Genomic DNA, 25,238 nt, shown 5'->3' with positions numbered 1-25,238 from the left:
TGGAAATGCCCGTTCCTACCCTTGCGCTTCGCGCCCGACGACGCTTGAATGCGCGCCCTGAAGGGGCTTTTTATCATGACTTTGAAACTGAACGTCCGCGGCGCGATCCTGGTCGCCGCCGCCATCACCGGCCTTGTGACCCTCACTTCGCCCGCGCGCGCCGATCGTTGCGACGACAGCGCCAAGGAGCTGGCGAACCAGGTCGAGCGCCTCAAGGTGAACTTTCGCGCTGCGAACACCGTCTACCTGACGCACCCGGCAGCCAAGGAGCTGTCCGTGAGTTGCCGCGGCGACAAATATTCCATCGAGCTCTATGCCAAAGGTGATCGCAAGCCGACGCCGGAATTCTATGCGCTGGTGGGGTCGATGGCGGCGATCGTCTTCACCGTGACCAAGGACGACACCACGACGGGCGCGACACGCTGCCTGAAGCGGATGGGCCTGCTGCGCGGCGACAAGATCAGCATGCGCTATCGGCGACTTAACATGGAATGCACCCGCACCAAGAAGGACGCATCCATCGCGATCACGCGCGGCAAGGACGAATAGAAGGGCCCCTCCTCTGCGCGTCCTGCAGAGACCGTGTGCGTTTGGCGCGACGCTGCCCGCCACGTACTCCGTCGTTGCGAGCGAAGCGACTTGTCCGCCGAAGCCGTGGCGAAGGCGGAAGCAATCCGGGAATCTCTCCGCTGAGACAGTCCGGATTGCTTCGTCGCCGACGCAAAAATTGCTCAGCATTTTTGCGCGAGCTCCGCGCAATGACGAGGAGAGGTCTCGGCGCATCCCCTGACACCGCACGGATGGGACGCAAGAACACGGCATTCATCGCACCAGATCCCTCGCATTTTAACGATTGGCTTGAAGGAATTTTCGCTCCTCGCGGCGCAGGTTCAATTGTTTCCATGTGTGAGGATTTGCGGATGAAGGTTTCTACCGTTGCCCCGCCGCCGATCGCGATCGTGGTGCCAAGCTACGACACGACCAAGCAGCAGGACAATCAAACCAAGACCAAGGACGCCGACCCGACCTACAAGCCGCAGCCGCCTGCGCCGCTGCCGCCGGGTCAGGGCACGCGGATCGATCAGCTCGCCTGATCGATCCCGCGCGAACGGATCGCCCGATCCGGTCGATCGGGCCTGCTTCGCATCCGGCCGCATCTTTGCCGGATAGCTGGATCAAACCCGTGCGCGGCCCCCCGGGACCTGCGCATGATCGCAAGATTGCAGTTGCCGAACCCGATCCTGCTCGCCGTCAGAGGCGCGCGGGTTCCGTTCGCGCATATGTCGCATCGGCTCTCCCCATTCCTTGCCCTTCGCACGGCCCTTCGCGCATCATTGGCGCGGATGTCGCCCGCCCCCGGATCGGCGCACGCCCTCAAGTGTGATCCGGCTCATCAAACTTCCGCATCCGGCGTGCTCATCTGCGAGGCCGAACGAACCCATCCAAGCGTCCGGTGGGCAAGCGACTGTGGGACAAGCCGATGGAAATGAATGAAAAGCTGCTGTCGCTGGTCGCCGACATCTACGACGCCGCGCTCGACGATTCCAGGTGGTCGGCGACGCTTGGCAGCATCGTCAACCTCGCGGGCGGCCAGAGCGGCGGCCTGGTGCGGATCGGGCCAGCCGGCGAGCCCGTGATCTCGCATGCCGTTGGCGTCGACCCGGCCTACATCCAGTCTTACATCGAAACCTACGAGCCATTCGATCCGTCGCGCGCCGTGCTCCACGCGCCGGTCGGCCAGATCCAGACGATCAGGGACTGGATCGACGTCGACGAATTCCGGTCCACCCTGTTCTACAACGAGTGGACGCGTCCGCAGGGTCTCGAAGATGCCGCCAATATCCTGCTCGACAAATCCACCGATGGAATATCCCGCCTCTCGATCATGAAGGCCGGCGGCCCCGTCGACCGCAGGATGTACCAGGTGATCTCCCATCTCACACCGCATGTGCAGCGGGCCATGCTGGTCAGACAGAAGCTGCAGCAGCAGGACGCGTTCGAGACGACGTCGGTGCGTACGCTCGACGCCTTGCGAACCGCCGTGCTGCTGCTCGATGCCGAGGGTCGCATCACGCACTTCAATGCGAGCGCGCGCGACATGCTGGACGCGGCCGAGATCCTTCGTTCGGTCCACGGCCGGCTCGTGACCTCAGACCTGAATGCCGATCGTGTGCTGCGGCAGGCACTGGCGGCCACGGTTCTCGGCGACCGGGCGATGACCAGCGCGAGCATCTCGCTGCATCTGACGGCCCGCGACGGCTCGCATTATGTCGGGCACCTCCTGCCGCTGACCGCCGGGCGCCGGCAGAGATTCGGGGCCAGCTACGACGCCTGCGCCGTGCTCTTTGTCAGCAAGGCGGCGCTCGATACCAGCGTCGCGCCCGACCTCATCCGCAAGCTGTTCAAGCTGACCCCGACCGAGCTGCGCGTCTTCCTGTCCATTGTCGAGATCGGCGGAGTTCCTGACGTGGCAAGAAGCATGGGTATCGCCGAAACGACGATCAAGACCCATCTCGCCCGGATCTTCATCAAGACTGGCACCAAACGACAGGCCGATCTGGTTCGGCTGGTGGCGGCCTTTACATCGCCGATCAAGGTCTGAAGGCGGTCGCGACCGCCTTCCCGGCCGCATGTTTGCCGGAAAGACATGCTGTCGATGCGCTGGCGCCTGATGGGACAAGATCGGCAATGATCGCCAGACTGTTGCTGCAGAACACAATCACCATCGCGGCGATGGGCGCGCTGCTGTTCGCGTCCGCAGGGACGTTACGCTGGCCCTCGGCCTGGGTGTTTCTCGCCACATGCATCCTGCTCGGCCCGCTCTGCGGCTGGTGGCTCTACCGGATCGATCCGGCGCTGCTCGCCGAGCGCCTGCGACCGCTCCTGCAGAAGGAGCAGCCTGCCGCCGACAAGGTATTCATGAGCGTCTTCGTCGTTGCGATGCTGGCCTGGCTTGTGCTGATCGGCGTCGACCGGCGCATGCAATCGTCCGACATGCCGATCGCGTTGCAAGTGGTCGGCTTCGCGCTGTTCCTGCTCTCGACGCTGTTCACACTCTGGGTCTTCCGCGAGAACTCGTTCGCGGCCCCCGTGGTGAAGCTGCAGGCCGAGCGCGCGCAGCGGGTGATCTCGACCGGCCCCTATGCTCACGTGCGTCATCCCATGTATAGCGGCATGGTCCTGTTCTTCACCGGCGTGCCGCTGCTGCTGGGCTCGTGGTGGGGCCTTGTGACGGTCCCGGTCCTGGTCCTCCTGTTCGCGATCCGCATCGGCATCGAGGAACGCACCTTGCGCGAGGGCCTGCCCGGCTACGCCGACTATGCGGCACGGGTGCGCTATCGCCTGGTGCCCGGCGTCTGGTGATCCCGCATCACAAAATCGCTTCCCTCCTCCGATCGACTGACGTCGCCGCGACCGAACCTCGCTAGAGGGAACCCGCACCACGCAACGGGAGACGCGACGATGTTCTGCAAGCCCCCCTGTCCCGACGAGCATGATCTCGCTCCCGACCCCGGTGCTTCAGACGATCGATCCGGCGCGCAGCATGCGCAGGCGTGCGGCGGCCATGACGTGTTCGGGCGACTGATCGCGCCCGAAGCGGCCGGTCCGGAACGGGGGCTGCCGCCAGCCGCCGTCCGGACCGGCTAAGTGTCCAGCTCCTTGTAGCGGCGGAAGATGCCCTGCTCGTTGAAGGGGATGCGGCGCGGGCTTGCGAGATAGGCCTTGACGTTCGGCCGCGCCGCGACCCGGTCGTGCAGCGCAACGAGGCCTGGAATATCCGCCTCGAACGCCGTCATGCGCTTGGGAAAGGCATAGCGCAGCCCGGCGACGATCTGGAACAGCGAGAGGTCGACATAGGTCAGCTTCCGGCCGGTGACGTACGCGCCGCCGTTCTCGCCGAGAAGCTGCTCGAAATAGCCGAGATATTTCGGCACGCGCTCGCTCCAGAACTCGGCCGTGCGCTTCTTCGCCGGCGGCTTCTGGTCCTCGTAATAGAGCGAGGGTCCGAGCGGATGATGGGTGTCGTGGATCTCGACCACGAGGTCGGTGATGGTGAGCTGAAGCTGGTGCACCCAGAGCTTTCCGGCCTCCGTCTTCGGTGCGAGGGCGTGCCGGCTGCCGAGATAGAGCAGGATGTTGGCGGTCTGGCCGATGACGAGCTTGCCCGCTTTCAGGAACGGTGGCGCAAACGGCGGCGTGCCCTTCTGCGCCTCCATCATCTTCATCATCGCAGCCGTGCCGCGCGGGCCGCGCGCGACGTCGACGTAAGCCGCCCCCGCCTCCTCCAGCGCCAGCCGCACATATTCGCCGCGGCCCTGGATCTCGGGCCAGTAATAGAGCTCGTATTTCATGGGAGAGGTCCGTGAGCGTGGAAGCGGTCGGACCAATGTAGCATGGGGCGGAAGGTTTCGTCAGGGCGAGAGCGGACGCCCTGACAACATACTCCGTCATTGCGAGGAGCTCGCGACAAGATTGCGTAGCAATTTTGCGCTGATGCGATGAAGCAATCCAGACTGCCTCTGCGAAAGATTCTGGATTGCTTCGCTTCGCTCGCAATGACGGGCGGACAGAGCTCCGCGACGATAGAGGGCTCAGCGCCTCAATTCGCAGCGAAGCAGTACAGCAGCCCGTCGCCGCCCGTGCTCTTGAGATCGGCCTGCGAGCAGCCGCCGTCGGGACCGCGCGAGGGGTGCGAGCTGTTCCAGGACTTTGACGGCTCGTCGTCGCGCAGGCCCTGACGATCGGCATGGCCAACGACCGCTGTACCTTGCGTGCTCGACGTCCAGTTCTTGCAGGTCTTGTCGTCGCCGGCCGCGAACGCGGTGCCGTCGGGCTGCGTTCCGGTCAGGATGTCGTGCCGGTTCGGCGTGTCGCCGCGACCGTTGATGACCTCGCCCTTCTCGCTGAGTGCCGTCTGCTTGGTGAGATTGTTGGAAGCGCCATGCAGGTCGGCGACGTCCTTGGCGATCACCGTACCCTTGGCGTTCTGCCACGGTCCCTTGCCGATGCGGTCCTTGGCGTTGACGGCCGGCTTGCCGTCAGCGGCCTGCGTCGAGAGATAGGCGCGCCAGCTCTTGGCGCTGGCGCCGCCGGCCTGCGCGAGCTTGGCGCACTGCGCGTCGGCGCCTTCGAGGCCGCCGAGATCGGCGCCTTTGCCCGGGCCATTGGAGGTCACGAAGAACGTCATGTCGGCGGATTGCGCCTGCGCCGATGGCGCCGCAAGCAAGCCAAGCGCCGCCGCGGCGAGCGCTGAAATCGTCGTGGATCTCTTGATACGGATCATCTTGTCCTCCCGTTGTGTTTGTCGTTGGCCGCCTGATTTTCAACCCGACGTGCCCCCACTTATTCCGACGCCGCGATGGCAGGGGGCAAAAGAAAAGGCGCCGTGCCGGAAGCACGACGCCCTCGTCTTCAATCGCTTGGCGATCAGTTGGTCTGCTGGATCGCCGACAATTCCCAACCGTTGCCGGGGCGGCGGGCGAAGGTCCAGACTTCGGTGGCCTCGCCGGGCTGCTCGCTGCCGGCGACGAGCGTGCCGCTGTTGCGGTCCAGCGTCTTGTCGGTGAGCGAAAAGCGCAGCGCCACCGTGGCGTAGTCGGTCTCGCCTTCGCGCCAGGCTTCCGCGAGGTCGCCCTGCAGCAGCTTGACGTTGGTCACCTTGTTGACGACGTTGCGCGCGCGGTTCTGGGCAAGGTCCTGCTCGAAATAGGAGACCATCTCCGGCGTCGCGAGCGTGTGCAGCTTGGCCACGTCCTCGTTCGACCAGGCGGCCTGGATCTCGCCGAGCAGGCGCTCGAACGCTTCATAGTCATCCGGCTTGATCTCGAGCGGCGCGTTGTTGGCGCCACCGAAGCCGAAGCCGCCGAGGCCACCGCCAAGTCCGCCACCGCTGCGATAGTTGGTCTGCGGCGCCTGGGCGCTGCCTGCGTCAGCATTGGCATAGGCCGCCTGCGGCGCGTGGCGGCGCTGCCACCAGGACATCGCCAGCCGCACCACGAACACCACGAGCACGATCTGGATGATCAGGCCCAGGATCGAGGACAGGCCGCCGAGGCCGCCGAACAGGCCGCCACCGAACAGCATGCCGAGGAGGCCGGCGCCGAGGAAGCCGGCCGCAAGGCCGCCCATGAAACCGCCGGCACGGCCGAACAGGCCGCCGCGCGCGGGCGCGGAAGCAGCCGAGTTCATCCCTGCGCCCGGCTGGGTGTAGGTGCGGTTGAATTGCGAGGCCGAGCCCGGCGCGGTCGTGGTCGACGGCGGGGCCGAATAGGTGCGCGAGCCGCGCGAGCCCGACGACATGCCGCCACCGACACGGGCGTCGGCGGACGAGATGGCGAGCGCAGTCGGCAGCGCAAGCGCCAGCACCACGGCGATCGTCTTGAAGAGACTGCGGGAGCGTTGCGAGAAAGTCATGTGCGTTTCCCATATCCCCGGCATGGGGACGTGCCCCTAAGATGGGCAGACTTCCCGAAAAGTGAAGCCGCTTTCGGAACTTGTGACTGCGGCCCTCAGTCGCGGGGATGTGGCAAAAGCCCATGTTTGGCGGGGGTTTGGCCGGATCCAAGCGGGAACTGTGGTCGCCCGTTACCGGTGGGGTTTAGACACGATTTCAGCTTTTTCCTTGTCGTCGAAGATTCAGCTCTCACCACGTCATTGCGAGGAGCCCTTGCGACGAAGCAATCCAGAATCCCTCCGCGGAGGCAGCCTGGATTGCTTCGCTGCGCTCGCAATGACGGGGTGAGAGAGTCGGGTGCAATGACGGAAGGCGCGGGAAAGGCGAGAACGTCCCTCACCCCTGCTTGGCCATCGTCTCCTTCACTGCCGCCACCAGCTGGCTGAGCGTAAACGGCTTTGGCAGGAAGTCGAATTGCTGCCCCTCGGGCAGGCTCTTCTCGAAGGCGTCCTCGGCATAGCCGGAGACGAAGATGAACTTGATGTCGGGGTTCTTCTCCCGCATCGCCTTGAGCAGCGTCGGGCCGTCCATCTCGGGCATCACGACGTCGGAGACGACGAGATCGATCGCCCCGCTCTGCTCCTCCAGCACCTCCATGGCCTCGACGCCGTTCTCGGCCTCGACCACGGTGTAGCCGCGCGAGCGCAGGCCACGCGCGTTCAGCGCGCGCAGGCCTTCTTCGTCCTCGACCAGAAGGATCGTGCCCTGCCCGGTGAGATCGGTGCGCGGCTTGGTCTCGACGGCCGCGGCTTCCTTCGCGGCGCCGTTGGTCGCGCTGACCGCAGCCGCAGGCTGCTCGACCTGCGCTTCGGGCTCGGCGTGGTGACGCGGCAGGAAGATGTGGAACGAGGTCCCCTGCCCCGGCTCGGAATCGACGTAGATGAAGCCGCCGGTCTGCTTGACGATGCCGTAGACCGTCGAAAGACCGAGGCCGGTGCCTTTGCCCACTTCCTTGGTCGAGAAGAACGGCTCGAAGATCTTGTCGCGGATGTCGGCGGGAATGCCGGTGCCGGTGTCGGCGACCTCGATCCGCACGTAATCCGCGGCCGGCATGCCCTTGTAGGCGAGCTTGCCCGCGTCCTCGGTGCTGACGTTGGCGGTGCGGATGATCAACTTGCCGCCGTCCGGCATGGCGTCGCGCGCGTTGACCGCGAGATTGACGATCACCTGCTCGAACTGGGAGACGTCGACCTTCACCGGCCACAGGTCGCGGCCATGGACGAGGTCGAGCTTGACCTTCTCGCCGATCAGACGGCGCAGCAGCATGGTGAGATCCGACAGCGCATCGCCGAGATCGAGCACCTGCGGCCGCAGCGTCTGCCGCCGCGAGAACGCGAGCAGCTGCCGCACCAGGGTCGCAGCGCGCGTCGCGTTCTGCTTGATCTGCATGATGTCCTGGAACGACGGGTCGGTCGGCTTGTGCGCGTTCAGCAGGAAGTCGTTCGCCATCATGATGGCGGAGAGCACGTTGTTGAAGTCGTGGGCGATGCCGCCGGCGAGCTGGCCGACCGTCTCCATCTTCTGAGACTGGTTGATCTGGTTCTCCAGCGCGCGCCGCTCGGTGGTCTCGAGCATGTGCACGATGGCGGCTTCCGCATCGTTCTCGCCTCCGTCGACCGGCGTGACGAAGAACTGGCCCCAGCGCTCCTTGGTGCCTTCCAGCGCCACCTCGACCGGCGCGATGTCGGCCTGGCCCTCGGCGGCCTGGTTGATGGCCGCGATCAGAAGGTGCCGGTCGCGCGAATTGACCGCGCGGAAGATCGACTTGGAGGCGCTGTCGAGCCCCAGCGCCTGGCCGAGCTTGGCATAGCGCGCATTGGCGCGCACCACGTTGCCGCCGCGGTCGACGGTCGCGATCGCCATCGGCGTGTGGTCGAAGAAGCGCATGAAGCGCACTTCGGCGGCGCGATCCGGATCGCTGCGCTCGTCCCGGGCGCGGCTGATGACGAGGGTGCGCGACGGCCCCGGCGCACCGTCGGCGCCGAAGGCGAGCTTGTGATAGAGCCGTACCGGCATGGTCTTGCCGGTGCGCATGCGCAGGTCGATGTCGAAGACTTCCGTCTTGACCTCGCCCGGCACCGCCACGATCGCGGTGAGCAGCGAGGCGCCGTCCCCGGAGACGATGTCGGTCAGCTTCAACCCGCCCGAGCCGATCTCGGCGAGGTCGTAGTCGAGCCAGTTCGCCAGCGTCGCGTTGACATAGGCAAGCTCGCCGGCCGGATTGACCGAGAAGAAGCCGCAAGGCGCGTGATCGAGATATTCGATGGCGTGCTGGAGCTCCTGGAACACGTCCTCCTGGCGCTCGCGGTCGCGGGTAATGTCGGCGATCGACCACACCGCGTATTTGCCCTCGCGCTTGCCGGTGCCGAGCGGGCGGACGCGCATCCGCAGCCAGCGGCCCTGGCTGCCGTCCTGGCCGGAGATGCGCACCTCCTCCTGCTGCCGCTTGCCCTCGCGCGCGGCCTTCAGGAGCCGGAACACGGCTTCGGAGACGTCTGGATTGCCGATGAAGACGCGTTCCACCGGGCGCACGTCCTGCGGGCCGCTGGCGCCGGTCAGCGTCAGATAGGCCGCGTTGGAATAGACCACGTGGCCGCGGCTATCGGTGACCGCGAGCCCGTCGAAGGCGTGATCGGCAATGCGGCCGATGATGGGATCGTCGAGGTTGCGGTCGGCAAAGCGGATGATGCCGGCCGCGAAGGCGAACAGGTTGAACAGACCGACCATCGCCAGCACGGCGAGGATGCCGAGGATATAGGGCTGGGCCTGCGCGCGCCCGAGCGTCATCAGCCCGACGGCGACGGCGACGAGGCCGGCGGCCACCAGCAGCACCAGCGCAATGCTACCCGAGCGCGGCGACGGCTCGTGCGCCGCAACGGGCTCGCGTGTGAGGTCGTGGTCGGTCTCGGCGGTCATTCTCGAGCTGGCGCAGCCTGTGGGCAGAGAATCAACGCGCTTCGAAGCGCGTGGGGTCCTCCCTGCCTGAATCGGACCCTGAGGTGCAAGGGCAGCGGGGGCGAAAGGTACGCTGATTCCCAGATTACGGCCATTTCCGGTACTTTCGGGGGTTTTAGCCGCGCCCGGCGCGGAATCCCTGTTTCAGCCGCATGACGTAGCCGATCACCTCGGCGACCGCATGGTAGTGCTCGGTCGGGATTTCCTGGTCGATCTCGACGGTGGCGTAGAGCGCGCGGGCGAGCGGCACGTTCTCCACGATCGGGATGTCGTGCGCGCGCGCGATCTCCCGGATCTTGAAGGCGAGGTTGTCGACGCCCTTGGCGACGCAGATCGGAGCCGTCATGCCGCGCTCGTAGGACAGCGCCACCGAATAGTGGGTCGGGTTGGTGATGATCACCGAGGCCTTGGGAACCGCAGCCATCATGCGCTTCTTGGCGCGCTGCTGCCGCAACTGCCGGATCTTGCCCTTGATGTGCGGATCGCCTTCGGACTGCTTGAACTCTTCCTTGATCTCCTGGAGCGACATCTTCTGCCGCTGGAACCAGCTGCGATACTGGAAGAAATAATCGGCGATGGCGACGATCGCCAGCGCCGCGACCACCGCGCCGAGCAGGTGAATGGTCATGCTGGTGCTGGCGCCGAGCATGGCGGCCGGATCGAGCCGGACCATCGCCTCCATGCGATGCCGCTCCGGCCACAGGATCATGGTCATGACCACGCCGAGCAGCACCAGCTTGCCGATGCCTTTGAGAAAATTCGCCGCCGCCTGCTTGCCGAAGATGCGCTTGAAGCCGGCGCCGGGCGAGATCTTGCTGAACTTCGGCGTCAGGGATTCGGTCGACCAGACCAGGCGGTGCTGGAGCATGTTTCCGGCGATCGCCGCCAGCATCAGCATCAACAGCGGCACGCCGATCGCCGCGAGAATGGCGAGTTCGATGTGCTGCATCAGCGCCAGCAGAGCCTTGCCGTCGGTCTTGATCATCCAGGAATTGGCGAGCAGATTGCGCATCGGCGTCAGCAGGCCGCCGCCGACCGAGCCCGAGAAGGTCGAGACCACGAGGGTGCCGCCCGCCATCATGAACCAGGTGTTGATCTCCTGGCTCTTGGCGACGTCGCCGCGTTCGAGCGCGTCGTCCAGGCGCTTTTGCGTCGGGTCTTCTGTTTGACTCTCTGGGTCCTTGTCTTCTGCCATTGGCCTACCGTTACCTCAGCGGCATCAACTGGTGCATGACACCGATGAAGTAATCCAGATACGTGCCCATCATCGCGGTGAGCACCACGGCGAGCACCAGGAAGCCCGCGAAGATCGAGAGCGGCACGCCGACGAAATAGACCTGCATCTGCGGCATCAGCCGCGCCAGCACCCCAAGGCCGATGTTGAAGACGAGGCCGAACACCAGGAACGGCCCCGAGAGCTGCAGGCCGAGGCGAAACGCGGCGGAGAAGGCCCGCGTTGCCAGCGCGGCGACATCGCCGCTCGACACGGTCTCGCCCGGCGCGAAGATCGTGTAGCTGTCGTTCAGCGCCGCGATCACCAGATGATGGCTGTCGGTGGCGAACAGCAGCGTCACCCCCAGCATGGTCAGGAAGTTGCCGACCAGGACGCCCTGCTGCCCCTGCGTCGGGTCGACCGAGGTGACGAAGCCGAGCCCCATCTGCTGCGCGATCACGGATCCCGCGACCTGGAGCGCCGACAGCGTCACGCGCGCGGTCGCGCCCAGCACGATGCCGATCGCGATTTCATGCAACATCAAGACCAGCAGCGGCGCCAGCGAGCCCATATCGACCTGGTAGGCGTTGCGATGCAGCGGCAGGATGATCAGCGTCAGCAGCAGCGCGATCGACAGCTTGATCCGGGTCGGGATATTGGTCTCGCCGAGGCCAGGCAACAGCATCACCATCGCACCGACCCGGGCGAAGGCGAGCATGAAGGAAGCGGCGAGCGCCGGCAAAAGCGAGACGTCGATGCGCATAATTGACGCATCTTGCCTCAGCCGCCGATGATTCGCGACGAGATCCGCAGCATGTGCGAATGCAGCGCGTCCGCCATGAACGGCAGCGCCAGCAGCATCGTGGCAAAGATGGCGAGGATCTTCGGCACGTAGATCAGCGTCTGTTCCTGGATCTGCGTCAGCGCCTGGAACAGCGACACGATGACGCCGACCACCAGCCCCACCACCATCAGCGGGGAGGACACGATCACGATCGTCCAGATCGCATCGCGCGCAACGTCGAGGGTCTCGGGGCCGGTCATTTGCGGAATTCCTTGTTCAACTTTCATCCCCGCCACCGCGGCGAGGAACAACCGCCCTCTCCCCGTCATTGCGAGGAGCCCTTGCGACGAAGCAATCCAGACTGCCGTATCGGAAAGATTCTGGATTGCTTTGCTGCGCTCGCAATGACGATCGGAGCGAGCGCCAGCGCCAAAAAAATCAGATCGGCATCTTCATGATGTCTTCATAGGCCGCGATCACGCGGTCGCGGACCGAGACCAGGGTGGACACCGCGACGTCGGTGTCGGCGACCGCCGTCACCACGTCCATCACGTTGGCCTTGCCGGAGGCCATCGCCACCGTCTGCGCATCCGATTTGCGGCCGGATTCCATGACGCTGCCGACGGCGTCCTTAAGCAGCGAGGCGAAGGACTGTCCGCTCGCTTCGCTGCCCTTGCCGGCGCCGGCGCCGCTGTTTTCGAGCACGCGGGCGAGGTTGGCATAGGCGTTGGCGGCAATTGTCGGTGATGCCATGGCTCAATTGTCCTGTTCAGCTCTTGAGAATGTCGAGCGTGCGCTGGATCATCCGGCGCGTCGCACTGATGATGTTGAGATTGGCCTCGTAGGACCGCTGCGCATCGCGCATGTCGGTCATCTCGACCACCGAGTTCACGTTGGGGTATTTGACGTTGCCGCTGGCGTCCGCGATCGGATTGTTCGGCTCGTATTTGACGCGGAAATTCGACTGGTCGGGCTTGATCCTGCCGAGGGTGACGACCTGCGCGTCGAGCGTGCGGTCGAGCGCGGAGGAGAAGGTCGGAACCTTGCGCCGGTAGGGATCTCCGCCGGCGGTCTGCGCGGTCGAATCCGCGTTCGCGATGTTTTCCGAGATCACCCGCATGCGGCCGGCCTGCGCCCGCAGACCGGAAGTCGCGATCGCCATCGAGCGGGCGAAGTCGCTGCTGTCATTGGCCATGATGCGCCTCCTCTAGCGTGTCTTTGCCGGGATCATGCTCTAGCCCTTGCCGATCGCGGTCTTGAGCAGATGCAGGCTCTTCGAATAGAGCGAGGTCGCCGCGGCGTAATCCATCTGGTTGCTGGCGGCCTTCATCATCTCTTCTTCGAGATTGACGGCGTTGCCCGCGGGACGGGTTTCGAAGCCCGCATTCTTGTTCTGGTCGAACCCGGAGGCCGCGCCCGACGGGGTCATGTGCGAGCCGCTGGTGCGGGTCAGCGCCAGGGGGCCCATCGAGCCCGTGACGGCGCCGGCCTTGTCGAGCTTGGGCTCGACCAGGTCGCGCGGCCGGAATTTGGGCGTGTCGGAATTGGAGACGTTCTCGGACAGGACGCGCTGGCGTTCCTGGTGCCATTGCATCTTGGTGCGAAGCGCCGACAATACCGGGAGGTCGTTGATGGACATCGTCGCGGCTCCTTCCGCCTCTTGCGGACCTCGAGGTCCGAAGCTAGGCAGAATTTGCCGCCTGTATGGTTAACAGCTGGTTAAGGACGCTCGAGACCGATGTCCCCGCGTGGGACATAAGTTTGCACCCCCGTGATTCTACGCCTCCAAAAGTGACATTAACCCAACCGTTTGGCGGCGCATGCAGGGGCCAAGAAGTCGTTTTGGATCGGGCGATTCATGGGTTATTAAGAGTTGGGGACGGCAAAACTTGCCGTGGGACGTTAAGAAATCGCAGTTTGGGGCATCGTAAGCCGGTGGTCGGCGCATCCGACCATGGGCACGAGTAAAGCGCCATTTGTCGGGGACAAGTATGCAAGGCAGCCCTATCACCTTCATCGTCGCGTTCATCGTCGTCCTGGCGTTGATCGGCGTCGCTGCATGGCTGGTTCGCCGATTCGCCGGCAACCGGCTCGGCGCCAACACCCAGCGCGGCCGGATGCCGCGCCTGGCCGTGATCGACGCCGCCGCGGTCGACGGCCGCCGCCGCCTCGTGCTGGTCCGGCGCGACAATGTCGAGCATCTCCTGATGATCGGCGGCCCCACCGATATCGTCGTCGAGCCCAACATCGTTCGCGCCGCGCATGGCCGCGATCAGCTGCCGCAGCGTCCGAACGCCGCCGAGCCGCCGCGCCTTGCCCCGATGCCCGATGCCGGCGGCTGGGCCGACGAAGCGCCGCGGCCCGAGCTGCTCGATCATCCCGAGCCGCAGATGCCCGAGCCGCCGCCGCGGCCCGCGCGCCCGTCCTTCGCCGACGAAATGCGCCGGCCCGCGCCCGTGCTGGCCGAACGCCGCAGCGAACCGCCGATGGGTGGCTTTCCGCCCGAGCCGATCGCGCCCCGTCCGGAGCGCGAACCGCGGCCCGAGCCGCTGCCGCCGCGCGCCCCGCGCAGCGAGCCGCCGCTGATGCCGCGCCCGCCCCGCCAGAGCGAGCCGCCGAAGATGCCGCCGATGCGCGCCGAGCGTCCCGCCGCGCCGCCGCCTCCCCCGGTGCCGCAGGCTCCGCCCGTGCCGCCGACGGCGCCTGCCGCGGCGCCCTCGAGCGCCGAGCAGAACCTTGCCGAAATGGCACAGCGGTTAGAGGCCGCGCTGCGTCGCCCCGCCGGCGAAACGGTCGCGCCTCCCGTCGCGCCGGAGCCGCCTGCCGCGCCGCCGCCGCGGGCGGCACGCAGCGAGCCGGCAGCACCGCCGGCCCCGCCGGCGAAGCCGGCCGCGGAAAAGACCAGCTTTGAAAATCTCGAAGACGAGATGGCCTCGCTGCTCGGCCGTCCGAAGCCGTCTTCGTGAGGCTGCCGTCCCTCCCGCGTAGAGTTGTTTTCCTTTCTGTCCTGATCGCCGCGGCCTCGCTCGCGATGCCGGCGCATGCCCAGGACATCAGCATCAATCTCGGCGGCGGCGGTGCCGGCGGCGGCGGCGTCACCGAGCGCGCGATCCAGCTCATCGCGCTGCTCACCGTGCTGTCGATCGCGCCGTCGATCCTGATCATGATGACGTCGTTCACGCGCATCGTCGTCGTGCTGTCGCTGCTGCGCACCGCGATGGGCACGGCGACCGCGCCGCCGAACTCGGTGATCATCGCGCTCGCCATGTTCCTCACCTTCTTCGTGATGGGACCGGTCCTGCAGAAATCCTACGACGACGGCATCCGCCCGCTCGTCGCCAACCAGATCGGCGTCGAGGACGCGCTGCAGCGCGCCTCGGTCCCTCTGCGCGGCTTCATGCAGAAGAACGTGCGCGAGAAGGATCTCAAGCTGTTCCTGGATCTCTCGCGCGAACCGCCGCCGGCCACCCCCGACGACCTCGCGCTTCGCATCCTCGTTCCCTCCTTCATGATCTCGGAGCTGAAGCGCGCCTTCGAGATCGGCTTCCTGTTGTTCCTGCCCTTCCTGATCATCGACCTCGTCGTCGCCTCGGTCTTGATGTCGATGGGCATGATGATGCTGCCGCCAGCGACGATCTCGCTGCCGTTCAAGCTGATCTTCTTCGTGCTGGTCGACGGCTGGTCGCTGGTGGCGGGAAGCCTGGTGCAGAGTTACGGGGGTTAGCGGGCTTCGAGCCCGCCCGCATCCCCACCGCCCTCCACGATCGTCTCCGCTCCCTCCCCGTCATTGCGAGGAGCTCTTGCGACGAAGCAATCCAGACTCCCTCCGCGCAAAGATTTTGGATTGCTTCGCTGTGCTCGCAATGACGGAGAATGCGGCGGCATCACGGGCCGCCCCGCGGGGCGGTCGGCCCTACCGCGTCATCTTGATCTGCCGCACCACCGGGATCGTCGGCAGCGAGCCGGTGTGCTCGGCTTCGTCCTTGGCCTGCGGCGAGCCGGGCGCGCGGGCGGTGGCGTCGGGGAAGCGCTGCTTCATCTCGCGCAGGAAGCCGTCGAGGGTGTCGACGCTGGCGGCCAGCTTGGCGATCTCGGCGAATTCAGCGCTGGAGGCCGCGGCCGGCTTGCTGGCGATGTCGAAGGCGAGACGGTCGGCGCTCTCGCTCATCAGCGGCGCGTATTTCTCGCGGAAGCGCGACAGGCCGATCGAGTCGTCGGCCAGCGCATAGCCGACGGCGGCGCGGATGATGTCGCTCTTCTCCACCGTGTTGAGCGGCTTGAAGTCGCGGAAGCGCTCGCCGTAATAGAGCTCGATCTGCTCGGCGGACTCGCGCCAGCGCCGCGCCGCCCAGAAGATGTCGGAGCGCAGGCGAAGCACTTCGCGGCCGGAGACGTTGGAGACGATGTCGAGCGCGAGGTCGTGACGGCCGACGTCGCTCTGCGCGCGCGCTTCCAGCAGCAGGCGCTGCTGCCTGAGCTCGCCGGAGAGATCGCTGATGCGGCTCGCCCGCAGCGCCGAGATCGCCATGTCCGGCTTGCGGTTGGCGAGATAGATCATGGCGAGGCGCGCGGCGACCTGGGCACGCGCGGCGCCTTCGAGGCGGTGATCGACCTGGTATTGCAGGAGCTCGGCGGCCTGGTCGAGCAGGTCGATCGAGGCGAGACGGTCGGCGAGACGGCGGATCAGCTCGTCGCCGCGGCGGCCGATCGGCGTCAGCTCGCGGAATTCGTAGAACATCCCGAGCGCCTCGACCGGCGGCAGCTCGTCGCCCTTCGGTCCCAGGAAAATCTGCGTGAACAGCTCGGAGGCGAGATCCTGCGCCTGACGCGAGGCTTCCGCGTTGGGCTGAAGCCTCGTCGCGGTGCGCGCCGCGGTGAGCGCGTCGCGGTAGCGCCCGCTGTCGGCATACATCCGCGACAGCATCTGGAGCGTCTTGACCTCGATCGAGTCGCCGCGCCAGGTCATGGACAGGGTCTCGAGCTCGCGCAGCGCGTCTTCCTTGCCGATCTCGTCGCGCTTCTGCCGCAGCGCGACCTCGAGCTGCTTGGCCTCGGCCGCGGCCGGCCGATCGGCCGAAGCGGCTGCGAACTTGTAGTCGTCGAGCGCGTCCTTGTCGTGGCCGAGCGCCTCGGCGAGCCGGCCGCGCAGCACGGCGAAGCCGGGCGCAGCCTCGGGCGAGACGCCGACCACTTCGAGCTCGCTGCGGCGCTTGGAGGCGCCGGCATAGTCCTTGACCTCGAGCGAGGCGCGCATCGCGTCCATCGTCACGATGCGCTGGATGTCGAGCGGCAGCGAGGCGATGGCGAATTCGACGTTCTTGAACTTCTCGCGCGCGTCCGCCCATTTGCCCTGGCGCGCATAGGCGAGCGCCTTCCAGAGCTGGGAATCGTGGCTGTTGCCGATCACGGGATTGGCGAGGTCCTTCAGGCCCTGCGACGGCCGGCCGATCAGGATGCTGGCGATCGCATGCATGATCAGCGCGCCGCTCTCCTCCTTGTTGAGCGGATCGCTCAACATCAGCTCGGTGACGGCCTTGGCCTCGTGATACATCGCGCGCGACATGTAGAACTGCGCGAGATCGAGCCGCGGCAGCGAGCGCAGCGCCGGCTCGACGTTGGAGATGGCCGTGATCAGATCACTCTGACGCGCCATGAAGTTTTCCGACTGGCCCTTGCGCCAGCCTTCCGGGCTGAAGACCGGCCGTACCGCGGTCGGCGCCCGCTCGGCCGAGATGTCGACCGGCGACAGCGTCAGTCCGCCCTTCTTGCCGAGGATCACCTTGTCGAGGCCGACCTCGACGCCGATCTCGTCCGAGTTCGGCCGGATCGCGATGCCGTGCGCGGATTCCAGCAGCGAGAGATCGACGAGGTCCTGCCGCTTGATGAAGCCGCGCACCGGCCGCTGCGCGGTGACGACATAGAGCGTGTCGCCGGCATCAGGATCGGTGAGCTTGTGCAGCTGGCCCGGATTGGCGAAGGGGATCGCGATGTTGGCGAGCGCGGGGTCGGTGATGTTGCGCGACATCATCAACGGCAGCGGCGTCGTCTGGATCTTGTCCGCCAGCGTGAGGAGCCAGTTGGTTTCCTTGCCGACCTCCTCGCTCGCCAGCGAGTAAACCAGCGGGCGGGTGAGACGGATGCGCACCGCCTGCCCCTTGTCGAGCGGGATGCGGCCGACCTCGCCGATCATCGCGCCGCCCCTGGTGCGGATCGCCTCGACGTCAATCGGCTTCGGCGTATCGAACACCAGCCACACCGTATCGCCGCGGCGGAACGACGCCGCAGGCGTCGTGACCTGGATCGGGAACGTCACGCGCAAGCCATCGCTGTCACGGCGCGCATCGACGCTGGCGATGGTCGGCTGCGGCGCAGGCTTGGGGGCTTCTTTGGGAGCTTCCTTGACCGGCTCCTTCGCGGCCTCGTCGGCAGGCGCGGGCTTGGCCGGTGCGGCCGAAGCCTCGGCAGGCGCCGGTTTCGCAGCTTCCTTCGGAACGTCCTTGGCAACGTCCTTGGCAACGTCCTTGGGAGCTTCTTTGGGCGCTTCCGCACCGTGCGCAGCCTCAGTCGCGGGCGCCGGCGCCGGCTTCGGCGCTTCCGCGGACGGCATCGCGGCGGGTGCTTCCGGCTTCACCTCGGGCTTCACCTCGGGCTTGGCGTCGGGCTTCACCTCGATCTTGGCTTCGCGCGCGATCGTCTCGGATGTCGGCGGCGTGATGTCGCGATGGGCGTCCTTCGGCTTCTCGGCCGCGGGCTTCTCGGGAGCCGGCGCCGGTCCGTGACCTGCGGGCTTCATCTGCGCGATCGCCGCCTCGGGCGTCGCGGCGGCCTTGCCCCGGTCGGGCTGGAAGGAGACGTCGACGACGTAGTTCTTCTCGTCGCGGAACGAATGCACGTCGGAATCGCCGATCAGCGCGATCTCGACGTTGGTCTGGTCGATGTCGGCCTTCTGCTTGATCGAGGCGACGTTGGGCGGCGCGGCGACGACCGCGTCGGCGAGATCGAAATTGAGGTTGGCGTTGAAGGCGAGCGTGAGCTTCTGCTCGTTCAGCACGGAGGACACACCGACGCCGTCGGGCATCTCGAACACGAAGCGCACGAAGGTCGGCTGCACCGAGGCACGCACGCGGATCTGCGGACGCTTCTTGCTCTCCGCCGCGGCGCGCTGGGCGCGCAGCGCGCGCTCGGCCACGCGGGCGCGCTCGGCGAGCTCCTTGACCACGTCCATGGGCAGGCTCGGCGGCGCCCCCTTCCAGCCCTCGGGCAGGAGGTCGACGAAGGTGCGCTCGCCGGCGTTCATGGTGTTGACGGTGACGCGCCGCGCCAGCGACAGGCGGATGGCGCCACCATCGGGATCGCGGCGCGCTGAATTGACGTAATCGGGCGCGCCTTCCGGCACGCGGTCGACGGGAACGTCGACGGGCCGGTCGAAGCGGATGATGAGGATGGAGCCCGCGGTCGTCACCTCGGAAGGCACGTCCTCGCCGAGCTTGATGACGAGACGGGCAAAGCCGCCGCCGGCCGAAAAGGTCGCCTCGCCCCTGACGGGATCAGCCGCGCGGCTGGGTGCGCCGAGGCCGATCAGCACGCAGACCGCCAGCACGCTCGCCGCGCGGACATGACGCGACAGCCCCGGCGCCAAAGCGCGGGCTCGCGACCACAATCCATCGGCAGCCTTCTGCGCCATTGGCAGCATGTCTTCCGTTTCGACGGTGCACGGCGGCACTGATGCCGGCCCCTGCCCTCGACTGTAAGGTTTTGCCAATTAAGGACTTCTTAAGTATGAGCCCTCAATTCGGCTTTTGCGTCGGCTTGCCGTCGATCTTGGGCAGATCGCCGGCCGAGGCCGACTGTTCGCCGCCGCCATTGGCACGGCGGGCCATCTCGACGGTCAGCTTCTCGGCCGCTTCCGGCGACATCAGGCCCATGATGTCCGACATCTTTCGCGGCGCGATCGCCGAGGCGATCTCGATCAGCACGCCCATCTCCAGCCGGTCGAACACCCGTGCGGCGTCCTTCGGCTTCATGCCCTCGTACATGGTCACGAGGCCCTTCATGCGCTGGGCTTCGGCGGCCTTCTGCTCGGCCTGCGTCGCGGTGATGCGGGTTTCCACCGCCTTCATCTCCTCGACCTTGCCTTCGATGCGCTTCTCGGCCGATTTGAGCAGGCTCTCGCGGATGTCGATCTCGCGCTGGCGGGCCTCGATCTCCTGGCGGCGCGCCTGCAACCGCTCGAGGATCGCGCGCTCGGAGGCCGAGACCTGCGGCTGGCCTTCCTCGATTTTGACGGGGGTGCCGCCCTCGGGCTTGGTCTCGGGCGCGGCGGGCTTGGGCGCCTCCTTCGGCGCGCCATGGGTCGAGCCGGTGATGATCTCCGGCTCCTCGCGGCCGGTCGGGAAGTTCAGATTTTCCTGCGCCCAGGATTTCTTGGTCTGGTTCGGCTTGTAGTCGAAGACATAGCCGCCATTGATCACGAGGCCCGCCACCTTCAGCGTGGCGAGGCCGGCGACGGCAACCAGGACGACCGGAATGACGCGGATGTTACGGAAGGATTTCATATCCTCACTTCACGCGGCAAGGCCGTTGGATCGTCGGCGCTCGGAGAAGGCTTCGGCCGCAGCCGCCACCGCCTTCGCGGTCGACGGCTTCGGTGCGGGCGCGGCAGCCATCTCCGGATTGGTGACGGGGCGCGCGGCGATCGCGATCTTGGACAGGCGCCGCACCACGTTGTCGGCTTCGCCGAGCTGCTTGTAGAGCTGGTCCGACATCTGCGTCGCCGCGGCGAGCTGGCTGCCGAGATTCTCGTTGACGTCGCGCACGGCCAGCTTCAGGCCGCCGATCGCGCGCTCGGCTATCTCGGTTGCGGTGATCAGCTCGCCGATCACCGCCTTCAGCGAATGCTCGTCCGCCTTCAGCCGCGTCAGGCGCTTGTTGAGCATGACGCAATAGACGATCGTCAGCATCAACAGGATAGCCACCAGCGTCTCGATCGCCATTCCCAGGGAGTGGTTCATGGGGCCTCCATCATCTTGTTCTGCTCGTCCACCCTCTCGAACATCGCAAGTGTCGTACTTGGCTTGCGCAAGGGTTTCGTCACGCGGATCGCGACGCGGTCGCCGACCCGGCCCATCCGCCCCTCGGTCAGCGTGACGTCGCCGCAGCGCACGGTGACGTTGGCGTCCGCGCGCATGTCCAGCGGCAGCGTGTCGCCGACCTTGAGCCGCATCAGCTGCTTGAGCGGGATGTCGGCCTCGTAGAGCACGGCATCGACGGCGATCTCGGCCTGCACGATCTCGGTGGCGAAATGGCCTTCCCAGACCGGATCGCGGCCGAACTTTTCGCCCATGAACATCTGGAGCAGGACGCCCCGGATCGGCTCGATGGTCGCATAAGGCAGCAGCAGCTCGACGTTGCCGCCGCGGTCTTCCATGTCGATGCGCAGGCGCACCAGGATCGCGGCATTGGCGGGACGGCTGATCGCGGCGAAACGCGGATTGGTCTCGAGCCGGTCGATCGTGAAGGTCACCGGCGAGAGCGGCCGGAACGCCTGCTCGGCATCGGCCAGCACCACCTCGACCAGCCGCTTGACCAGCTCGGTCTCGATCGTGGTGTAGGGCCGGCCCTCGATGCGGAGCTGGCTGGTGCCGCGGCGGCCGCCGAGCAGCACGTCGATCATCGAATAGATCAGGTTGGAATCGACCGTCGCCATGCCGAAATTTTCCCACTCCTCGGCCTTGAAGACGGTGAGGACGGCGGGCAGCGGGATCGAGTTCATGTAGTCGCCGAAACGCACCGAGGTGATGCGGTCGAGCGAGACTTCGACGTTGTCGGAGGTGAAATTGCGCAAGCTCGTCGTCATCAACCGCACCAGGCGGTCGAAGACGATTTCGAGCATCGGCAGACGCTCGTAGGAGACCATCGCCGAATCGATGATCGCGCGGATGCCGGAATGGTCGTCCAGCGTGACGTCGCCGACGGTGAAGCCGAGGAGATTGTCGATCTCCTCCTGCGACAGCACCCGCTCGCCTGAGTTCTTGCCGCTGCCGAGGTCGCGGCTGCCGTCCTCGACCATCGCCGCCCATTGCAGGGCCATGGTTTCGGATAGTTCGTTTTCGGCAGCGGCCTTTGCGGCCTCCGCGGGATCCTCGGAATCGAGCGACGCCTCCCATTGGGCGGCAATCGCATCCTGGTCCATTTGCTCGTTGCCGGCCATGACGCTAGCCCGTCCCCTTCCGCAGCGTCTTCACTGGATCACGACTTCCTTGAACAGCACCGCGCTGACCTGGATCGGGGCGACCGCCGCGTTGACGCGCTTGGTCAGCTCCTCCTTGAGGCGGAAGATGCCGGCGGAACCGTTGAGGTCGGAGGGGCGCAGCTCGCGCACATAGGTCTGGAAGATGTCGGTGACGCGCGGCATCGTCGGCTTGATCGCCTCGATCTGCTTCTCTTCCTTCAGCTCCAGCACGATCTTCAGACGCAGATATTGCACGCGCTCGCCCGGCGCGCCGGCGAGGTTGACCATCATGTCGGGGACGTCAACGAAGGCCGGCGGCTTCGGCGGAGGGGCGGCCTCGGCATGGTGCTCGTCGTCGCCGTGACGGAAGAAGAAGAACCAGGTCGCAGCACCGCCGCCGAGGATGGCAAGCAGGCCGACGGCCATGATGATGAGCTTCAGCTTGTTCTTCGGCGGAGCGGCTTCCGCGCCCTCGGCGGCTGCGCCGCCTTCTGCTTCATTCTCTGCCATGGTCGCCGCGCCCGGATCTCTCAAAGGGGTCGAAAGAGCGAAGCCTCAAGACAGTGACGCGATACAAATGCCCCGGCGCAATGCGCTCCTCTTCATGGCAAACGCTACGGTAATAATGGTTAACGGAATCTTTCGATTGGGCCTCAGCTAGGAAAAATCTGCCGGGCAAACATGGCTAACAGACCCTTTCTGCCGCCCTCTCGCGCCTCCCAAAAATCGGCAACCAGTTGAAATATCTCATTTTTCAGAGTTGGCACGGCTTTCGCTGAGAGAGGCCCGAGACCGGACGGTTTGGGAGAACCAGGCGGTCTCGTTCACGGGGTCCGCCAAGGCGCTTGGGAGAGCGAAATGGCAGGTCCCACTCAGGGGAGATCATCCGATGCAGAACGCGCTTCTGATCGGCTTGTCACGGCAGATGACGTTGGAACGGCAGATGGATGTCGTCGCCAACAACGTCGCCAATGCCAACACCAACGGCTTCAAGGCCGATCATTCGCTGTTCGAGGAGTACCTCAACTCGAACGCGCGTGAGGACAATTTCATCGGCGCGGACCGCCGGGTCTCCTATGTGCAGGACCGCGGCACCTACCGCGACATCGGCCAGGGGCCGATGGAGCCGACCAAGAACCCGCTCGACATGGCGATCAGCGGCAACGCCTATTTCGCGGTGCAGGCCAATGGCGGCGAAATGTTCACCCGCGACGGCAAATTCTCGCTCAACAGCACCGGCCAGCTCGTCACCTCGGACGGCAATCTGGTGCTCGGCACCGGCGGCCCGATCACCTTCCAGCCGACCGATCACGACATCAACGTCGCGCCCGACGGCACCATCACGGTGCTCGAAGGCACCGCCAAGACCGACTCGATCCGCGGCAAGATCCGCATGACCTCGTTCGACGATCCGACCAAGCTGACCAAGCTCGGCGCCAACCTCTACAGCGCCGGCTCCGCGACCCAGCAGGCCGACACCAAGTCCACCGTGCAGCAGGGCTACATCGAGAAGTCGAACGTGAATTCGGTCGGCGAGATGACCCGCATGGTCGAGGTCATGCGCAGCTACACCGCCATCGCCAACCTGCTGCAGCAGCAGAGCGACCTCCACAAATCGGCGATCGAAAAGCTCGCCGACGTTCCGGCCTGATTAGGAGAGAACTGACATGCAGGCGCTTCACACCGCAGCGACCGGAATGGCGGCACAGGAACTCAACGTTCAGGTGATCTCCAACAACATCGCCAACCTCCGCACCACCGGCTTCAAGAAGCAGACCGCGGCGTTCCAGGACCTGATCTACGAGCACGTGCGCCGCGTCGGCGCGCAGGCCTCGGACCAGGGCACCATCCTGCCCGTCGGCGTCGACATCGGCGGCGGCGTCAAGACCGTCGGCACGCCGCGCAGCATGACCCAGGGCACGCTGTCGCAGACCGGCAACGATCTCGACCTCGCGATGTCCGGCGAAGGCTTCTTCAAGATCCTGATGCCCGACGGCACCTACCAGTACACCCGCGACGGCACCTTCCAGATGGACAATCAGGGCCGCGTCGTCACCGCCCAGGGCAACCCGGTGCAGCCGACGATCACGATCCCGAACAACGCCTCCGGCATCTCGGTGAGCGAGCAGGGCCAGGTCTCGGTGACGCTGCCGGGCTCGTCGACCTCCTCGATCGTCGGCCAGATCGGCGTGACCCGCTTCATCAACAAGGCGGGCCTGCAGCCGGTCGGCAGCAACCAGTTCACCGAGACCCCCTCGTCCGGCCCGCCGCAGGACGGCACCGCGAACTCCGAGGGCTACGGCAAGATCACGCAAGGCAGCCTCGAGCAGGCCAATGTCGACGTCGTCTCGGAGATGAGCGACCTGATCGCCGCCCAGCGCGCCTACGAGATGAACGCCAAAGTGATCAGCGCCGCCGACCAGATGATGCAATCGACCACGGCGCTGTTCCGCTGAGGTGATGACGATGATCCGCACCACCCTCGCCACGATCTCCGCCCTTGTCGCGCTGGCCCTGCCGGCGGCGGCCGCGGACGACTTCATCGCCTCGCCGACGCTGCGCGCGAGCGTCACCGTGACCTCGGACGTGGTGCGGGTCGGCGATCTCATCGACAATGCCGGATCGGCCGCGCTGATCCCGGTCTACCGCTCGCCCGATCTCGGCACGACCGGCACGCTGACGGTCGGACAGGTGCTGTCGGTGCTCCGCGCCAAGCAGGTGATCGGGGTGATGACCGGCGAGATCAAGGAGGTCCAGGTCACCCGCCTCGCCCGCACGCTGGCGAACAAGGATCTGGAAAATGCCGTTGCCGCCGCGCTCGAGCGCCGCTTCGGCCTCGGAGATGCCGCCAACATCACCGTCACCTTCGACCGCGGCGTCGCCGAGATGCGGCTGGACGCCTCCAACACCGGCGCGCTGCAGCCGGTCGGAACCCGCTACGACGCCCGCAGCGGCCGTTTCGACATCGCCTTCGAGATCGCCAACGACAACAATCCGACCCCGACCAAGCTGCGCTTCTCCGGCACCGCGATCGAGACGGTGGAAGTGGCCGTGCTGACGCGCGACATCGACCGCACCGATACGCTGAAGGCTTCCGACGTCGCGCTGGAGCGCCGGCCGAAGGCCGAGGTCACCGGCGAGCCCGCCTCGCGCGACCGCAGCGTCGGCATGCAGCTGCGCCGGCCGATGCGCGCGGGCACGCCGCTTCGTGCCGCCGACATCGTCAAGCCCGACTTCGTGGTGCGCGACCAGGCCGTGACCGTGATCTTCCAGGCGCCCGGCCTCTACCTCACCACGCGCGGCAAGGCGATCGAGAGCGGCGCCGAGGGCGACACCGTCAGCGTGCTCAATCTGCAATCCAAGCGCACGCTGACCGGCGTCGTCACCGGCCGCGGCCAGGTGACAATCCAGGGCGCGAGCCAGTCCGCACCGATGGCGCCGGCGGTCGAGCAGACCTCCTCGCTCAAGCGCGACGAGGCGCCCGCCCCGGTCGACACCGCAGCTCTCCTCCGCAACCTGGTGCAGGCCCCGGCCTCGCCGGCCCAGATCGCAGAAGCCCAGATCCCGCAAGCTCGCGTCTCGCAAGCTCAAGCCAAGTAAG

The 25,238-nt window shown here is 66.2% G+C and carries 25 protein-coding genes; 10 read left to right on the top strand and 15 right to left on the bottom strand.

Annotation, left to right across the window (positions count from 1 at the left end; all coding sequences use genetic code 11):
• Positions 1-75 precede the first annotated feature (75 nt).
• The 5 genes from CO669_RS03580 to CO669_RS34905 all read left to right on the top strand — a co-directional run bounded on the left by CO669_RS03580 (position 76) and on the right by CO669_RS34905 (position 3,648).
• The gene (locus CO669_RS03580; protein WP_097658931.1) at positions 76-549 is read left to right on the top strand and encodes a hypothetical protein; all 474 of its coding nucleotides are present in this window, start codon (positions 76-78) and stop codon (positions 547-549) included.
• Positions 550-920: 371 nt separating this feature from the next.
• The gene (locus CO669_RS35865) at positions 921-1,094 is read left to right on the top strand and encodes a hypothetical protein (protein ID WP_198963812.1); all 174 of its coding nucleotides are present in this window, start codon (positions 921-923) and stop codon (positions 1,092-1,094) included.
• 386 nt (positions 1,095-1,480) lie between these two features.
• The gene (locus tag CO669_RS03570; RefSeq protein ID WP_097658930.1) at positions 1,481-2,602 is read left to right on the top strand and encodes a helix-turn-helix transcriptional regulator; all 1,122 of its coding nucleotides are present in this window, start codon (positions 1,481-1,483) and stop codon (positions 2,600-2,602) included.
• A gap of 86 nt (positions 2,603-2,688) precedes the next feature.
• On the top strand, positions 2,689-3,363 hold the full coding sequence (locus CO669_RS03565) for a methyltransferase family protein (RefSeq protein ID WP_097658048.1): 675 nt from the start codon (positions 2,689-2,691) through the stop codon (positions 3,361-3,363).
• Positions 3,364-3,462: 99 nt separating this feature from the next.
• Entirely contained in the window at positions 3,463-3,648 is a 186-nt protein-coding gene (locus CO669_RS34905; protein WP_143278614.1) for a hypothetical protein, read from the top strand.
• Here CO669_RS34905 and CO669_RS03560 read toward each other — a convergent pair.
• The 10 genes from CO669_RS03560 to flgB all read right to left on the bottom strand — a co-directional run bounded on the left by CO669_RS03560 (position 3,645) and on the right by flgB (position 13,045).
• Positions 3,645-4,352 carry a glutathione S-transferase gene (locus CO669_RS03560; protein WP_097658046.1) on the bottom strand — a complete coding sequence of 236 codons (708 nt, stop codon included), beginning with the start codon at positions 4,350-4,352 and terminating at the stop codon, positions 3,645-3,647. The two genes, CO669_RS34905 and CO669_RS03560, sit on opposite strands and share 4 nt — an antisense overlap.
• Before the next feature lie 248 nt (positions 4,353-4,600).
• The gene (locus CO669_RS03555) at positions 4,601-5,284 is read right to left on the bottom strand and encodes a lectin (RefSeq protein ID WP_097658044.1); all 684 of its coding nucleotides are present in this window, start codon (positions 5,282-5,284) and stop codon (positions 4,601-4,603) included.
• A gap of 143 nt (positions 5,285-5,427) precedes the next feature.
• The gene (locus CO669_RS03550; RefSeq protein ID WP_097658042.1) at positions 5,428-6,438 is read right to left on the bottom strand and encodes a Tim44 domain-containing protein; all 1,011 of its coding nucleotides are present in this window, start codon (positions 6,436-6,438) and stop codon (positions 5,428-5,430) included.
• Between the two features lie 352 nt (positions 6,439-6,790).
• Positions 6,791-9,370 carry a cell cycle histidine kinase CckA gene (gene cckA, locus CO669_RS03545; protein WP_097658040.1) on the bottom strand — a complete coding sequence of 860 codons (2,580 nt, stop codon included), beginning with the start codon at positions 9,368-9,370 and terminating at the stop codon, positions 6,791-6,793.
• Positions 9,371-9,524: 154 nt separating this feature from the next.
• A complete protein-coding gene (gene flhB, locus CO669_RS03540; protein ID WP_097658038.1) occupies positions 9,525-10,604 on the bottom strand; it encodes a flagellar biosynthesis protein FlhB in 1,080 nt (359 codons plus the stop codon).
• A 10-nt stretch (positions 10,605-10,614) separates the two neighbouring features.
• Positions 10,615-11,385: a flagellar biosynthetic protein FliR gene (gene fliR / locus CO669_RS03535; RefSeq protein ID WP_097658036.1), complete on the bottom strand. Its 771-nt coding sequence runs from the start codon at positions 11,383-11,385 to the stop codon at positions 10,615-10,617.
• Positions 11,386-11,402: 17 nt separating this feature from the next.
• The gene (gene fliQ, locus CO669_RS03530) at positions 11,403-11,666 is read right to left on the bottom strand and encodes a flagellar biosynthesis protein FliQ (RefSeq protein WP_015684971.1); all 264 of its coding nucleotides are present in this window, start codon (positions 11,664-11,666) and stop codon (positions 11,403-11,405) included.
• A 178-nt stretch (positions 11,667-11,844) separates the two neighbouring features.
• On the bottom strand, positions 11,845-12,159 hold the full coding sequence (gene fliE, locus CO669_RS03520) for a flagellar hook-basal body complex protein FliE (RefSeq protein ID WP_097658032.1): 315 nt from the start codon (positions 12,157-12,159) through the stop codon (positions 11,845-11,847).
• Positions 12,160-12,175: 16 nt separating this feature from the next.
• Positions 12,176-12,601, bottom strand: a complete 426-nt coding sequence (flgC, locus tag CO669_RS03515; protein WP_097658030.1) for a flagellar basal body rod protein FlgC — start codon at positions 12,599-12,601, stop codon at positions 12,176-12,178.
• A 39-nt stretch (positions 12,602-12,640) separates the two neighbouring features.
• Complete coding sequence (flgB, locus tag CO669_RS03510; protein ID WP_097658028.1) at positions 12,641-13,045, bottom strand: flagellar basal body rod protein FlgB; 405 nt, start codon at positions 13,043-13,045, stop codon at positions 12,641-12,643.
• Between the two features lie 352 nt (positions 13,046-13,397).
• On the opposite strand from flgB, the gene CO669_RS03505 reads away from it, so the two are divergent.
• Positions 13,398-14,372, top strand: coding sequence for a flagellar biosynthetic protein FliO (locus CO669_RS03505; RefSeq protein WP_097658026.1), 975 nt, complete (start codon positions 13,398-13,400; stop codon positions 14,370-14,372).
• Complete coding sequence (gene fliP, locus CO669_RS03500) at positions 14,369-15,130, top strand: flagellar type III secretion system pore protein FliP (protein ID WP_097658024.1); 762 nt, start codon at positions 14,369-14,371, stop codon at positions 15,128-15,130. The genes CO669_RS03505 and fliP overlap by 4 nt, the downstream gene beginning before the upstream one ends.
• Before the next feature lie 189 nt (positions 15,131-15,319).
• On the opposite strand, the gene CO669_RS03495 is transcribed toward fliP, so the two are convergent.
• From CO669_RS03495 to fliL, 5 genes are all read right to left on the bottom strand, one after another.
• The gene (locus CO669_RS03495) at positions 15,320-19,090 is read right to left on the bottom strand and encodes a tetratricopeptide repeat protein (protein WP_198963811.1); all 3,771 of its coding nucleotides are present in this window, start codon (positions 19,088-19,090) and stop codon (positions 15,320-15,322) included.
• Between the two features lie 103 nt (positions 19,091-19,193).
• Positions 19,194-19,961, bottom strand: coding sequence for a MotE family protein (locus CO669_RS03490; RefSeq protein ID WP_097658020.1), 768 nt, complete (start codon positions 19,959-19,961; stop codon positions 19,194-19,196).
• 9 nt (positions 19,962-19,970) lie between these two features.
• Positions 19,971-20,417 carry a DUF6468 domain-containing protein gene (locus CO669_RS03485; RefSeq protein WP_097658018.1) on the bottom strand — a complete coding sequence of 149 codons (447 nt, stop codon included), beginning with the start codon at positions 20,415-20,417 and terminating at the stop codon, positions 19,971-19,973.
• Positions 20,414-21,616, bottom strand: a complete 1,203-nt coding sequence (gene fliM, locus CO669_RS03480) for a flagellar motor switch protein FliM (protein WP_097658016.1) — start codon at positions 21,614-21,616, stop codon at positions 20,414-20,416. Before fliM ends, CO669_RS03485 begins: the two co-directional genes overlap by 4 nt.
• Positions 21,617-21,646: 30 nt before the next feature.
• Positions 21,647-22,147: a flagellar basal body-associated protein FliL gene (gene fliL / locus CO669_RS03475; protein WP_097658014.1), complete on the bottom strand. Its 501-nt coding sequence runs from the start codon at positions 22,145-22,147 to the stop codon at positions 21,647-21,649.
• 379 nt (positions 22,148-22,526) lie between these two features.
• Between fliL and flgF the strand changes: the two genes are divergently transcribed.
• From flgF to flgA, 3 genes are read left to right on the top strand one after another with little or no spacing between them, the layout of a single operon-like run.
• A complete protein-coding gene (flgF, locus tag CO669_RS03470) occupies positions 22,527-23,288 on the top strand; it encodes a flagellar basal-body rod protein FlgF (protein ID WP_097658012.1) in 762 nt (253 codons plus the stop codon).
• Positions 23,289-23,304: 16 nt separating this feature from the next.
• Complete coding sequence (flgG, locus tag CO669_RS03465) at positions 23,305-24,093, top strand: flagellar basal-body rod protein FlgG (protein ID WP_091965437.1); 789 nt, start codon at positions 23,305-23,307, stop codon at positions 24,091-24,093.
• A gap of 10 nt (positions 24,094-24,103) precedes the next feature.
• Entirely contained in the window at positions 24,104-25,237 is a 1,134-nt protein-coding gene (gene flgA / locus CO669_RS03460; RefSeq protein WP_198963810.1) for a flagellar basal body P-ring formation chaperone FlgA, read from the top strand.
• Position 25,238: the final 1 nt, after the last annotated feature.

The sequence above is a fragment of the Bradyrhizobium sp. Y36 genome (assembly GCF_002531575.1).
Lineage (GTDB): Bacteria > Pseudomonadota > Alphaproteobacteria > Rhizobiales > Xanthobacteraceae > Bradyrhizobium.
Note: the sequence above shows the minus strand (reverse complement) of the source record. Positions and strands in the feature narration are given on the sequence as shown.

Bases quoted from the DNA above. Each gene is read 5' to 3' on its own strand.
- fliR (WP_097658036.1), bottom strand. From the start codon at position 11,385: ATGCGCATCGACGTCTCGCTTTTGCCGGCGCTCGCCGCTTCCTTCATG.
- CO669_RS34905 (WP_143278614.1), top strand. From the start codon at position 3,463: ATGTTCTGCAAGCCCCCCTGTCCCGACGAGCATGATCTCGCTCCCGAC.
- flhB (WP_097658038.1), bottom strand. From the start codon at position 10,604: ATGGCAGAAGACAAGGACCCAGAGAGTCAAACAGAAGACCCGACGCAA.
- flgA (WP_198963810.1), top strand. From the start codon at position 24,104: ATGATCCGCACCACCCTCGCCACGATCTCCGCCCTTGTCGCGCTGGCC.
- flgC (WP_097658030.1), bottom strand. From the start codon at position 12,601: ATGGCCAATGACAGCAGCGACTTCGCCCGCTCGATGGCGATCGCGACT.
- CO669_RS03550 (WP_097658042.1), bottom strand. From the start codon at position 6,438: ATGCCGGGGATATGGGAAACGCACATGACTTTCTCGCAACGCTCCCGC.
- CO669_RS35865 (WP_198963812.1), top strand. From the start codon at position 921: ATGAAGGTTTCTACCGTTGCCCCGCCGCCGATCGCGATCGTGGTGCCA.
- CO669_RS03570 (WP_097658930.1), top strand. From the start codon at position 1,481: ATGGAAATGAATGAAAAGCTGCTGTCGCTGGTCGCCGACATCTACGAC.
- flgG (WP_091965437.1), top strand. From the start codon at position 23,305: ATGCAGGCGCTTCACACCGCAGCGACCGGAATGGCGGCACAGGAACTC.
- CO669_RS03485 (WP_097658018.1), bottom strand. From the start codon at position 20,417: ATGAACCACTCCCTGGGAATGGCGATCGAGACGCTGGTGGCTATCCTG.
- CO669_RS03580 (WP_097658931.1), top strand. From the start codon at position 76: ATGACTTTGAAACTGAACGTCCGCGGCGCGATCCTGGTCGCCGCCGCC.
- fliL (WP_097658014.1), bottom strand. From the start codon at position 22,147: ATGGCAGAGAATGAAGCAGAAGGCGGCGCAGCCGCCGAGGGCGCGGAA.
- fliQ (WP_015684971.1), bottom strand. From the start codon at position 11,666: ATGACCGGCCCCGAGACCCTCGACGTTGCGCGCGATGCGATCTGGACG.
- fliE (WP_097658032.1), bottom strand. From the start codon at position 12,159: ATGGCATCACCGACAATTGCCGCCAACGCCTATGCCAACCTCGCCCGC.
- cckA (WP_097658040.1), bottom strand. From the start codon at position 9,370: ATGACCGCCGAGACCGACCACGACCTCACACGCGAGCCCGTTGCGGCG.
- flgF (WP_097658012.1), top strand. From the start codon at position 22,527: ATGCAGAACGCGCTTCTGATCGGCTTGTCACGGCAGATGACGTTGGAA.
- CO669_RS03490 (WP_097658020.1), bottom strand. From the start codon at position 19,961: ATGAAATCCTTCCGTAACATCCGCGTCATTCCGGTCGTCCTGGTTGCC.
- CO669_RS03505 (WP_097658026.1), top strand. From the start codon at position 13,398: ATGCAAGGCAGCCCTATCACCTTCATCGTCGCGTTCATCGTCGTCCTG.
- CO669_RS03555 (WP_097658044.1), bottom strand. From the start codon at position 5,284: ATGATCCGTATCAAGAGATCCACGACGATTTCAGCGCTCGCCGCGGCG.
- flgB (WP_097658028.1), bottom strand. From the start codon at position 13,045: ATGTCCATCAACGACCTCCCGGTATTGTCGGCGCTTCGCACCAAGATG.
- fliM (WP_097658016.1), bottom strand. From the start codon at position 21,616: ATGGCCGGCAACGAGCAAATGGACCAGGATGCGATTGCCGCCCAATGG.
- CO669_RS03495 (WP_198963811.1), bottom strand. From the start codon at position 19,090: ATGGCGCAGAAGGCTGCCGATGGATTGTGGTCGCGAGCCCGCGCTTTG.
- CO669_RS03560 (WP_097658046.1), bottom strand. From the start codon at position 4,352: ATGAAATACGAGCTCTATTACTGGCCCGAGATCCAGGGCCGCGGCGAA.
- CO669_RS03565 (WP_097658048.1), top strand. From the start codon at position 2,689: ATGATCGCCAGACTGTTGCTGCAGAACACAATCACCATCGCGGCGATG.